This window comes from Paenibacillus sp. JJ1722, from assembly GCF_048282685.1.
GTDB lineage: Bacteria > Bacillota > Bacilli > Paenibacillales > Paenibacillaceae > Paenibacillus > Paenibacillus polymyxa_B.
Genome location: NZ_CP182500.1, coordinates 1,784,131 through 1,795,734, shown reverse-complemented (window position 1 = coordinate 1,795,734; position 11,604 = coordinate 1,784,131). Strand labels below are relative to the sequence as shown.

The window sequence follows — 11,604 nt, the reverse complement described above, 5'->3', positions numbered from 1 at the left end:
TGCCTAATAATGCCGGAACCACGCCAGCCATATTCATTCGTCGTATCCCGCGAAGATTGGTCGCTGCATCGCAAAGGGTACCAGGACCAGCAACGTCATCAGCAGAAGGTCAAAGATGTCATTAAGCAAAATCTACCCGATCTGATAACGGAAGAAAATATTATTATGTCGGACGGTCAACAGATTATTAAAGTGCCGATTCGCAGTCTGGATGAATATCGCTTCATTTATAACTATCAAAAGCAAAAGCATGTAGGCCAAGGAGATGGCGACAGTCAGGTGGGGGATGTCATTGGACGTGATCCTGCTTCCCAGAAGCCAGGTAAAGGTGAGAAAGCCGGCGACCAGCCGGGACACGATATTATGGAAACGGAAGTCAGCATAGAAGAACTGGAAGATATGCTGTTTGAGGAAATGGAATTGCCGAATTTACAGCAAAAAGACAAGGATCAAATTGAGGTTGAATCTATCGTATTTAATGATATACGTAAAAAAGGCATGCAAGCGAACATTGACAAGAAACGAACCATTCTCGAAAATCTGCGCCGCAACGCCCGTGAGGGGAAACCGGGCATTCATCATATTAGTCCGGACGATCTTCGCTACAAAACATGGGAAGAGAAGACCATTCCCCAATCCAACGCGGTGATTATAGCCATGATGGACACATCAGGCTCGATGGGCTCTTTTGAAAAATATTGCGCTCGCAGCTTCTTTTTCTGGATGACCCGCTTTTTGCGCCGTCAGTATGAAAAGGTGGAAATTGTCTTTCTCGCGCATCATACCGAGGCTAAAGAGGTTACGGAAGAAGAATTTTTTACCCGCGGAGAAAGTGGCGGCACGATCTGCTCTTCCGCTTATTTGAAAGCACTGGAGATTATCGACAAACGATATCCTCCTTCCAGCTACAATATTTATCCCTTCCATTTCTCGGATGGCGATAACCTGACCTCGGACAATGAGCGGTGTGTGAAGCTAATCGAGGAACTTATAAAGCGGAGCAATATGTTCGGCTATGGAGAAGTGAATCAATATAATCGCAGCAGCACGCTGATGTCAGCCTACAAGAATATTAAAAAGGATCAGTTTATGTACTATGTCATCAAGGAAAAAGGTGAGGTATACCAAGCCTTACGTACCTTTTTTCGCAAACGGGAAGGGGGATCGGTGGGATGAGTACCGACCAGAAGGAGCTAGAATATGCGATATCAGAAATTATGGAGATTGCCGATGGATTCGGGCTCGATTACTACCCGATGCGGTATGAGATTTGTCCGGCGGATATTGTATACACGTTCGGAGCCTATGGTATGCCCACGCGCTTCAGCCACTGGAGTTTTGGAAAAACATTTCACAAGATGAAAATGCAGTACGATTTTGGATTGAGCAAAATCTATGAGCTGGTCATTAACTCCAATCCCTGCTATGCCTTCCTGCTGGAAGGAAATTCTTTGGTGCAAAATAAACTGATTGTCGCCCATGTACTGGCACACTGTGATTTTTTCAAACACAACGCTCGCTTCTCAGCTTCTAATCGCAATATGGTAGAGAGTATGTCGGCCACAGCAGATCGAATCAACAGCTATGAAATGGAATACGGGTCAAAGGCTGTAGAATCCTTCATTGACTCTGTACTGGCGATACAAGAGCATGTGGATCCACAGATTATCAAACCAAGGCATCTGGATAAACAGCGCTATATGGAGCTCAAAATTCGGGAGCAGAAAGAACCCGGAAAACGCCAGCGTCCCCCTGGGCCTTACGATGATCTATGGTCACTGGAAACAGCGAAGCAGCATGATCCGACCGAGACCGAGGGCATCAAGGTACGCAAGTTCCCACCGGAACCTGAAAAAGATATCGTCTGGTTTATTCAGGAATTCTCGGAGGTGCTGGAGGACTGGCAGCGGGATATTATGACGATGCTACGGGACGAAATGCTGTATTTCTGGCCCCAAATGGAGACCAAAATCATGAATGAAGGCTGGGCCTCCTATTGGCACCAGCGGATTGTAAGGGAACTGGATTTAACCGGGGAGGAAACCGTTGAATTTGCGATGCTGAACGCTTCTGTCGTACAGCCTTCCATGCAAAGCCTGAACCCGTACTATTTGGGACTGAAAATATTTGAGGATATTGAAAAACGATGGGATAACCCAACCCGTGAGGAGCAAGAGCGACAAGGACGCAAACCGGGCGAAGGACGCGCTAAAATGTTCGAGGTACGAGAGTTCGACTCAGACACCTCTTTTATACGCAATTACATGACCAAGAAACTGACAGAGGATTTGGATCTGTACGTGTTTGAGAAACGGGGACCCGATTGGAAAATTACCGATAAATCCTGGGAAAACATACGGGATCAGCTCGTGTTTTCACGTGTGAATGGAGGCTCCCCTTATATCGTCGTCGAGGATGGAGATTACCTGCATACGGGCGAGTTGAAGCTCAAGCACCAGTACGAAGGCATTGAGCTGGATTTAAAATATATGGAGCGCACACTTCCGTATGTATATCAGCTGTGGGGGCGCACCGTTCATTTGGAAACATTGATTGAGGGTAAGCTCGCCTTATTCTCATATGACGGTAAGAAACATCATCGTAAGTTTGTATAGTCATACAAAATCAAATAGCCAGCCTAATTTAAAAAAGGGGCATTCCTAAAAAGGATATGCGCCTTTTTTTTTACTATTTCATACAACCTTAAGCGACCTTCGTTTCTTGCCAATTTCAGGACACCTGTTTCGTTTTGGATCAGGGGTGTATTATACTAATATAATAAATGACCCACGGGTCATAATTGAGAAGCAGAACAAGGAGCGTTGATATAGATGAACACCCATCCCAGCTTTCGTGAAGTTCGTGAAAGTGATCAGCAGGTATTCCCGATTGCCTGGTACGCCGTTGGCTGGTCCAAGGAGCTAAAAAATAAACCGCTTAAAAAGCGACTGCTTGGCAAAGATTTTGTCCTGTACCGTGATGATCATCGTCAGGTACATGCCATCCATGCTTATTGCCCGCACCGAGGAGCTGATTTGTCGCTCGGCTATTGTCAAAACGGGCACATCACATGCCCATATCATGCATGGTCTTTCGATGAGAGCGGGCAGTGTGTGGATATTCCGGCACATCCGGGACGGGCTATTCCTGAGTTTGCTCATACCTATGCCTATCCCGCGATTGAAAAAGCCGGCCTGCTGTGGGTATATCCTCAGGCCGTTGGCTCAAAGTCTGAGATAAACTCAGAGATGGGGACATCCACATCCCCACCTCCTCTGGAGATTTTTCCCGAGCTGGAGGACCCCTCTCTCATTTTGTCTCCCTACGATTCCGTGTGGAAGGCACATCTGACGAGAGTTGTGGAAAGCGTGCTGGATGTCGCTCATTTGCCAATTGTCCATAACAAAACAATCGGTAAAAAATCCTCCACCGACATTCATATCGAGTTTGAAGCGGATGACAATCATATTCGAGTGAAAAACGGGAAAGGTCTATTACAATATACCTTTCCACAGCAATGGATTTTGACTCCCGCCAAGGAAGGACGCAGCAAGTTTATTAATTTCGTCACCTTCACTCCGATTGAGCAAGAGTTAACTGCCATCTACGGACTGGCTGGACGTAATTTTGCCAGATTTGTACCGGGCATGAGCCACATTTTTTCCAGATACAGTGGTAAGGTGCTGGAAGAGGATCGGGCCGTGGTGGAAAGCCAGCATCCGCGTCCAATCCCAGAAGCGCTGCGAATGGAGGCACACGTCCCCGCTGATGGACCTCAGGTTCGGTTTCGCAACCGCTGGTATGATTTCCTTGTCAACGATGAGCCTCGTGTACGACTGGGTCCAGAAACTACTTCCTCTTAAATTCGACGATGTAGCTTTGATTGAGCTGTTTTCCACCTTCCGAGATGTTCTGGTACATGGATAAAAACCGGGCGGATGGGCTCCATACCGTTGGGCTGTCATAGGATTGGATATCGGTCGTAACCGGAGTGGTTTTACCCGTAGACTGGTCAAATACATACAGCCCTCTCATGCCTTGCTGATCCTCATCATAAATGGAATAAGCAAGCTTGGACCCGTCGCTGGACCAGCTTCCACGACTCATTAAAGTGCCTTGACCGACGATTCCTTTCTCTTTGCCCTGTTCATCCAAAATGATCATACGGGCTGGTTCGGATGTATTCCATTTCCGCTTTTCAATGGCAATTGACTTACCATCAGGCGACACGGCAAAGGACATGGCACCCTCTGCAATGGTCACAGCCTGAGGATGATTGAGGGTGAACCGATTCAGCACCGGATACCCTTGTTTATCACTGCCTGTATAAAATATGGCGTTACCCACTTTTTCGACATGAGACATCAATTCAGAGCGATTCGGATCTTGAAAACTCAATTCTTTAGCTTTTCCGTCCAGACCAATCAGCTGGATTTTACCATCCGGTGTGCCTGTAATGAGATCATTCTCATCGCTCCAGCTCACTTCGTTAGTCATATCCAGCTTGCCGATCGATGTAACCTTACCACTGCCTAGTTCCAAAATGTAGCCTTGAATATCATATTTGCTGCTGGTGCTACCTTCAGTAAAAAAGACATGGCGCTGATCCGGTGATACCACAGCAAGTAACTGTGGAGCCTTACGACCTGGTGTTAAAATCCGCTCCTTGTCTGTCTCTACATTATGAATCCACAGCTGGGTTTTACGCTCCACAATCAGCTCTTCGTCGCTCAGCCAAGACCTCGCGTAGACATCCCCCAGCCTGTCGATAGACGATACCACCAGCTCGTCCGTTACTTGCTGCTGGGCTGCATCCGTGTCAATCACAGTAAGCTGTTGGCCCGGTTTCATACCGGATGCTGGATTTGTCTCTCCTGCGCTCTTCATGCCGCAACCGCTGAACAATGCCCCGGCGATTAAGCCGGTCATGAGCACCCCCGTGGCTTTCTGTCTGAAAACTCTTGTACGGGAATCTTCGCGATGAGAGGAGCCGTTCTTTTGCCCATAGCTGCCTATGTTTTTCTTTATCATGTATAACGGCCTCCTTGTTAACGATACCCCCAGTTTAATGCCCGAACATCTCATGAATACATCGGATTGTTTCCAAGTTGTAAACAAGACACCATTTTAGCCCTGTGCTAACAGTTGGCCATTTACAGGGAGCCATCGTGAACCAAGAGAGGGAGTCTAAGCGAAAATTCATTCCCACTTACATTTGTATGCCCGTTGTCATTTTCCAACCCACTATGATCTGAAGCTGTAAGCTGCAACTCTCCCCCCATGCGCTCCGCCAGTCTGCGCGCCAGAGGAAGACCGAGTCCCGTACCGCTGTCCTGACGAGATCGATCACGACTTAAGGTAGCAAACGGCTCAAAAATCATGTCCCATTGCTCCCTAGGAATCCATGGGCCGGAATTGCGTATACACACAATCACGGTGTCCTGTTCTACTCGATTCGATAACGTAATCCATCCACCGTCCCGATTGTACTTCACTGCATTATCCAGCAAATTCAGTACAATATGCATCAGATGCTTAGGGTCTCCCCACACCTGGGCAGGAACGGTATCTATCGAAAAATTCAGCCTACGCGCTGCCGCTTTTCCTCGAATACGGCTCCCTGCATCTTCCAGCAACGAATGCAGTTTCACAGCCTCCGTATGCAATTCAAAATCATATTTATCCAGCACAGATAGCCGCAGCGAGTCCTCGACAAGCTCGTATAACCGTTTTGTTTCCTTACTGATACTTTCTCTCGCTTCACGCACCAGTTCAGGATCATCCCCATACATGTCCAGTAAATCAGCATAGGCCTGAATAGAGGTTAATGGAGTCTTCAGTTCATGGCTGATATTTCCAATAAAAGATTTTTGCTGCTGCTCCAGCTCTCTCAAACGCTGAACCGCTTCTTCCAGCCGAAGCTTTTCGTTTTCCAGCGCGGTAATGCTCTCCCGGATCACATGACTCATCAGGAGCATTCCTTCATCCAGTCTTCCCAGCTCATCCTGCCGCCGCAGCAGTCTGGTTTCCGGATAATGCCCTGCCGATATCTGTTCGGAAGCGCGAGTCAGTCGTCCGATATCTGTCGTCTGGCGGCTGACATAGCCTAAGCCCAAAATAAAGCTCAATACCAGCACCGCACCTCCCGTCCATAGAAACAAGTGGGCAATGGCCTGGTAGAACTGCTGCTGCGCTTCTGTTGAGCTATGAAGCTGTACCACTCCCAGCAAGCCGTCCGGACCTTGAAGCGGAGCCAAATAGGTGACTGCGCTACCTTCCGTAATATACGCAATTTTGCCTTGGAGCGCATAGGAAAGGGCCTGGCTGACATTTGTTCTAAAAGCCAGCGGTAGAGAATTGCCAACCTCATGCCCCTGACCATCATATAAAATAACGCGCATATTGCTGGATACGCCCAGTTCCACTGCGAGTTGGGGCGCCTGCTTCTTCATGAAGCCTTCCGGTGATTGGCGCACTCCCAACAGGTAAGACTGTTTTACACGCATTTCTACAATTTCGGCCTGGCGCTTTAAGCTGCGTTCCATTTGGTCTGTCTGGTTAGCGCGAATGCCAGTAAGCACGAGCCAGCTCAGCACACCGACAGTAAACAGCAGCAAAGCCGCCAGTACCAGGGGAAATTTCCAACGCAGGCTTAAGCCTGTAGGTTTGCGTTTGCGTTTCTGTTGGTCGGTGGACCGCAAGCTTCCTTGCTGATGGAGTGAATGATGTTCGTTCACGTCATTTTCTCTGCCTTATAGCCGATACCATACACGGTCTGCAATATCGCCTGATGCGGCTCAAGCTTCTTGCGCAAGCGCTGGATATGAATATCCACCGTCCGCGTTCCGCCCACATAATCGAAGCTCCATACCTGCTCTAGCAGCTCGTCCCGTGTATACACCCTCCCGGCATGAGACACCAACAGCGCCAGCACATCAAACTCCTTGGGGGTCAGATCCAGCGCTATGGCTCCAAGTTCAGCCGTTCGGCTGGACGGACGTACCCGTAATGGGCCGAGTACCATTTCTGTTCCTTCCGGGGCAGGCGCTCCTTCTCGCTCCAGTCTCCGTACCAATGCTTTAATACGAGCGAGCAGCTCCCTTAGGTCAAACGGTTTGCTCATAAAATCGTCCGCACCCAGCTCCAGCCCGAGTACCTTATCAACAATATCGTTTTTGGCCGTCAGCAGTAAAATACCGATGCCCTTCCGACTTTCCAAACGGCGGCACACCTCATATCCACCCAGTTTGGGCATCATCACATCCAGTATGAGAACATCCGGGTGGAACAAACGCACTTTTTCCAAGGCGTCCTCCCCATCAACAGCAGTTTCCACCAAAAAACCCTCTCGCTTTAACGCATAAGCCAGCGCATTCCGAATGCTCGCCTCATCGTCCGCTATCAGTATTTTTTTATCCATGTCCTGCCCTCCCTGCATTAAAAAAACGCTCCAGCTACCTATGTTCCCGCAAATAATAATGAATCAGACATGTATGACATATAAACTGCTCACGTGGATCGTTAAGATCAAAATCCGTCATGTCGCGTATCCGTTCCAATCTGTATTTTACTGAGTTACGATGTATAAAAAGATAATTGGCTGTATCTACCAGACTGCCCCTGTTTTCCAAATAATAAAATAACGTTTTGAGTAAGTCACTGCCATGTGAGCGATCATATTGCTGAAGTCTCCCCAGCTTGCGTTCAAACAAATTTGAAAATTCCTCTTTGTCCATCGCTTCTCCAAGCATATAGTGCATCTCTATATCGCTGTATTTGCATACACGTTTATCAGGATACAGCCGCTGGGCTACAGTAATGGCACGACGTGCTTCATTGTAGCTTTGCAGCAGCTCCCATAACTTTTTGGCACTTCCGATGCCTAAATAATAATCGGCGGTACCCCAGGCTTTTTCAGTTGACCAGTTTTTCAGCGTATCACTCCAGGACGTTTCCTGATCAGAGCCAGGTGCGTTCTGATGATCATTCGGCTGAAGAGTCGGCAGAAATAATATCGCACGATTTGAACGGAACTCAATATGAGACACCACACGCCGTCGGGTCGATTCGATACTCAATAACCCAGAAAGAATCTCTTCTGGCGGAGCCGTAGCACTTTCCAGTACAGCCACCTCCCAGTTATATTCCGGGTTGAATCCCAATTGACGACCTCTCCGCTCAACCTCATGCCGCACCGGCAACGGAGGTGTCATGAGCTCATCTATAAAATTCCCCCGTAGTCGGCTTTCCGTATCTTCTACTGCCTTTTCACGCATTAATTCTAACGCCATCACCAGCCGTGCCTGCTCAATACCAACCTGCTCCATATCATCCAGTTCATTGCGGGCAATGACCAACTTGGCGACTGTACGTTTATCCACACTAATTGGAAAATGACGAGCATCTTGTACCTTCGCCCAATCCCAATCTTGTGGTGAAGTGACAATGGCTTGACCACCATTATCAACCAAAGCAACCGGAGCTTTAAAAAGCTCTGCTATATTATCGCTTACAGCCTGTATGCCACTGTTCTCCAGCACCATCGTCGTTAACGTTCGATAGATTTCTTCCGAACGTCGCAGCAGCTCTGCCTGTCGGTTCAACACCATATCCATGACACGCTGCGTAATATCCGTATAGGGAATATCGGCTGGAATCTCAATCACAGGAAGGCCACAGGCATTGCTTTCTTCAAGCGCACTATGGGGAATTTCCGTGAGAAAGCGGGTAGGCTTGATCACAAGCGCCGCCGCCCCGCCCTGATGCAGTAATTGAATAATTTGACACAATACCTCAGGCTCATGACGGATCGAATAAGCCGTTGTCATTAACAATACACCTTCCCGGACCCAGCCTTTCAGGTCAGGGACTTCCATAATGTCAATAAACCGGACAACCCGGCTTAGCCCTTGTTCTCCGCTTAATACCTTCGCCTCCTTCAACACGGGTATTGCCATGAGCTCTTGAACTGTTACACCCGGTATTTTCATAAAGACAGACCACCCTGCTATTTATTTTGCAAAATCCTTAGTTCATCTAATTTTCAGGATAGTGTACCAAAAAAGTGTACAAAACAAAACCTTTTACCGCTTGGTCAAATCTATCCACACCAGCCCATTCCTATCTTTAGGAGCTCAATGGAACATAAATAAACCGCCCTTTTCTGGAAAAGGCGGTTTATTTTAATATTCAACTATTTATAATGAAGTTTAAGAACTATCCTGCTTGTACCCCACACGAAGTGGCTGCTAGCGTACCGAAACAGCTGCACCCAACGCCACAATCGGGTCAATAGCCCGAATCCCTAGTGTACGCTCCAGCTCTGGCGCAAAGTTCATTGTTACAAAACCTGTACAGGCAAGTACAATTACCTCAGCCCCCTTCTCCTGAAGCCGTAACGCTGCTGCCATAGCTGCCTCTTTACCTTGTGGAGTGTTCAAGTCCAGTGTCGTCTGCACACCTATGGGACGCTCTGTACCGATATAGGAATCGCCCAAAATGCGGCGAATCAGCGGCGGAGCCTCCTCCAAAATGGTCAACACGCCTACACGGCTGGCCGATGTCAGAGCCAAGAGTGCCGCACAGGACCCCGCCCCGTATACAGGTACAGATACAGCCTGACGAGTTTCCTCTAGCGCCGGATCAGCCGCGCAGCTAATACCGATAGACGTACAGCCTTGTTCAACGAGTTGTTGCGCCGCGAGCACAATTTTAGGCACCGCTTCCCGGTCTGTGATATCATCGTAGATTCCTTTCGGCTGATCGGGGATACATACACTGGTGACAGGCAGCCCGTAGTGCTGCTCAATAACCCGGCCGTGAAGGTCGATAGCTGCTTTGTCCTGCATGGTAAGCACTCTGATCATTCCAAGCATGATAACTTCCTCCCTTTATCGCTCTAGCAACTGACCAGCCTTCATAATCAGACGATCATCCAGATATACATCCGGTTTTTGTACGACTCCGTCAATATGTACACCCGCAGCGACAGTTCCCCCAAAGGTATTATTGCTGCCAAAAGCGACATGAATCGTGCCATATACTTTCTCGTCCTCTAACACAACACCTGTAATGCGGGCTTTATCATTCGTTCCAATACCAAATTCGGCCAGCATTCTACCATCGCCTTCGCCGAGCATATCCAACAGGGACTGTCCGGCTTCCCCTTCTGCCGCGATTAATCTTCCATTTTGCACCGTCAGCAGCAGCGGCTCTTTTAAGGCACCGATTCCCGCTACAGAACCGTCCACCACAATCTGACCCTGTGCCGTTCCTTCCAGCGGAGCAATATACGCTTCACCGGAAGGCAGGTTCCCCGATTCGCCGGGATTCAAATACATACCTGTGCTGGGAACACCGTTGCGCCCTTCTATGGTAAAGTTCAGACTATATCCATCCTTTTCAATCCGTACCTGCTTGGCAGCAGTCAGCAATGCGGTCACCTCTTCGGTCAGCGCCTTGACCTTCGGATAATCAGCAGCAATTGCTCCATTCATGAACATATCGTCTGTCATGCCAGGCATGGTCGCCAGGCGTGCTCCAGCAGCTGCGGCTTGCTTACGGGCACTTGTATGTGTCAGCGAATACCGGGTGACACATACAACAACGTTGGAGCGAAGCATGGCTTCGGCAACAGGGGCTGGAGGCTCCTCGCCCGATTTGGAACGAACCTTCATCGTCAAAATAGCTGCTTCTGCCCCCAGTGCCTTGCCAGCTTCATATATGGACTCGCCCAATTCTTTTTTATCATCGTCGGTTACGACCAGAAGCGTCTCTCCAGCGGTAAGTCCCAAACATTTTTGCAATACATTTTTACTGATTTCAATACGTTGTTGACTCATAGTTCTTACCTCCAATTTTTAGCTCCTTACACCATTTCCGATACCAGTTTGCCAATCAAGGCATTGGACAATACAACGGGAACCCCTGAGTAATGCGCCGCTAGTTCTCTATGCGTTTCCGTATAGCCCATGCAATCCAGTACGATCAGATCGGCTTGATTCTTGAACTGTCCTGCTGCTCGGCGAAATTCTTCCTCACTGCCACTGTAAGGCGAGGCTGCCGCAAACTCTGGATTCAATCCATAAGGGCTGAATTTAAGCTTGAGGTTGTTCTTCTGTTCTTCGAGCGGTCCAATGAGACCCAACCTTCTTCCGCTGGACATGGCCTTTAGTACAGGAGGAAGCACATGATCTGGCTCAATTAGAAAAGCGCTTCGGGTATGCAATCCAGGAAACACACCGGTACAGAGTAGCAAAATAGTACGTATGCCTTGCTCCTCCAAACGTGTGATTTTGTCTTGGAGCAGTGGCTGGATTTTTTCGCGTGAAATGACCACCGACTCCCCGGTCGTCAAGCGCGAGGTTAATACATATTCTCCCGGTGACGGTGATAGAAGCTGTTGTATATAGTCCAATGAGAGCCCATCTAGCGCACCAGCCTGTACCAGCTCTGCCCGTCCTTCCAATGCCCTTTCTACGATAGGGGTCACATCTGACCGGGGGGCTTGCCCAATCGTAATCATCCCAAGCTTATGCATTTTGAATCCCTGCTTTCGCTTCATTTTATTTTACGCTCCTGGCGACAAAGGGCAAGCTCGCGGTC

General features: G+C 48.5%; 10 protein-coding genes. 3 read left to right on the top strand and 7 right to left on the bottom strand.

Annotation, left to right across the window (positions count from 1 at the left end):
* The first annotated feature begins 9 nt into the window (after nt 1–9).
* The 3 genes from yhbH (at nt 10) to ACM1ND_RS07965 (ending at nt 3,863) form a co-directional block, all read left to right on the top strand.
* Nucleotides 10–1,176, top strand: coding sequence for a sporulation protein YhbH (gene yhbH, locus ACM1ND_RS07975; protein WP_023987828.1), 1,167 nt, complete (start codon nt 10–12; stop codon nt 1,174–1,176).
* Nucleotides 1,173–2,615, top strand: coding sequence for a SpoVR family protein (locus tag ACM1ND_RS07970; protein ID WP_418027474.1), 1,443 nt, complete (start codon nt 1,173–1,175; stop codon nt 2,613–2,615). The genes yhbH and ACM1ND_RS07970 overlap by 4 nt, the downstream gene beginning before the upstream one ends.
* Nucleotides 2,616–2,831: 216 nt before the next feature.
* The gene (locus ACM1ND_RS07965) at nt 2,832–3,863 is read left to right on the top strand and encodes a Rieske 2Fe-2S domain-containing protein (RefSeq protein WP_418027472.1); all 1,032 of its coding nucleotides are present in this window, start codon (nt 2,832–2,834) and stop codon (nt 3,861–3,863) included.
* Here the strand turns inward: ACM1ND_RS07965 and ACM1ND_RS07960 are convergent.
* The 7 genes from ACM1ND_RS07960 to ACM1ND_RS07930 all read right to left on the bottom strand — a co-directional run bounded on the left by ACM1ND_RS07960 (nt 3,850) and on the right by ACM1ND_RS07930 (nt 11,563).
* Complete coding sequence (locus ACM1ND_RS07960; RefSeq protein ID WP_053325050.1) at nt 3,850–5,031, bottom strand: PD40 domain-containing protein; 1,182 nt, start codon at nt 5,029–5,031, stop codon at nt 3,850–3,852. The genes ACM1ND_RS07965 and ACM1ND_RS07960 overlap by 14 nt on opposite strands.
* A 122-nt stretch (nt 5,032–5,153) precedes the next feature.
* Nucleotides 5,154–6,737, bottom strand: a complete 1,584-nt coding sequence (locus ACM1ND_RS07955) for a sensor histidine kinase (protein WP_264454003.1) — start codon at nt 6,735–6,737, stop codon at nt 5,154–5,156.
* Complete coding sequence (locus tag ACM1ND_RS07950) at nt 6,734–7,420, bottom strand: response regulator transcription factor (protein WP_025723943.1); 687 nt, start codon at nt 7,418–7,420, stop codon at nt 6,734–6,736. The genes ACM1ND_RS07955 and ACM1ND_RS07950 overlap by 4 nt, the downstream gene beginning before the upstream one ends.
* Before the next feature lie 34 nt (nt 7,421–7,454).
* Entirely contained in the window at nt 7,455–8,990 is a 1,536-nt protein-coding gene (locus tag ACM1ND_RS07945) for a PucR family transcriptional regulator (RefSeq protein WP_053325048.1), read from the bottom strand.
* A gap of 258 nt (nt 8,991–9,248) precedes the next feature.
* On the bottom strand, nt 9,249–9,875 hold the full coding sequence (locus ACM1ND_RS07940; protein ID WP_068940131.1) for an aspartate/glutamate racemase family protein: 627 nt from the start codon (nt 9,873–9,875) through the stop codon (nt 9,249–9,251).
* A 15-nt stretch (nt 9,876–9,890) separates the two neighbouring features.
* Nucleotides 9,891–10,841 carry an aminopeptidase gene (locus tag ACM1ND_RS07935; RefSeq protein WP_028542944.1) on the bottom strand — a complete coding sequence of 317 codons (951 nt, stop codon included), beginning with the start codon at nt 10,839–10,841 and terminating at the stop codon, nt 9,891–9,893.
* 26 nt (nt 10,842–10,867) lie between these two features.
* Nucleotides 10,868–11,563, bottom strand: a complete 696-nt coding sequence (locus tag ACM1ND_RS07930; protein ID WP_068940130.1) for an AroM family protein — start codon at nt 11,561–11,563, stop codon at nt 10,868–10,870.
* Nucleotides 11,564–11,604: the final 41 nt, after the last annotated feature.

Bases quoted from the DNA above. Each gene is read 5' to 3' on its own strand.
- ACM1ND_RS07960 (WP_053325050.1), bottom strand. From the start codon at position 5,031: ATGATAAAGAAAAACATAGGCAGCTATGGGCAAAAGAACGGCTCCTCT.
- ACM1ND_RS07935 (WP_028542944.1), bottom strand. From the start codon at position 10,841: ATGAGTCAACAACGTATTGAAATCAGTAAAAATGTATTGCAAAAATGT.
- yhbH (WP_023987828.1), top strand. From the start codon at position 10: ATGCCGGAACCACGCCAGCCATATTCATTCGTCGTATCCCGCGAAGAT.
- ACM1ND_RS07950 (WP_025723943.1), bottom strand. From the start codon at position 7,420: ATGGATAAAAAAATACTGATAGCGGACGATGAGGCGAGCATTCGGAAT.
- ACM1ND_RS07940 (WP_068940131.1), bottom strand. From the start codon at position 9,875: ATGCTTGGAATGATCAGAGTGCTTACCATGCAGGACAAAGCAGCTATC.
- ACM1ND_RS07970 (WP_418027474.1), top strand. From the start codon at position 1,173: ATGAGTACCGACCAGAAGGAGCTAGAATATGCGATATCAGAAATTATG.
- ACM1ND_RS07965 (WP_418027472.1), top strand. From the start codon at position 2,832: ATGAACACCCATCCCAGCTTTCGTGAAGTTCGTGAAAGTGATCAGCAG.
- ACM1ND_RS07930 (WP_068940130.1), bottom strand. From the start codon at position 11,563: ATGAAGCGAAAGCAGGGATTCAAAATGCATAAGCTTGGGATGATTACG.
- ACM1ND_RS07945 (WP_053325048.1), bottom strand. From the start codon at position 8,990: ATGAAAATACCGGGTGTAACAGTTCAAGAGCTCATGGCAATACCCGTG.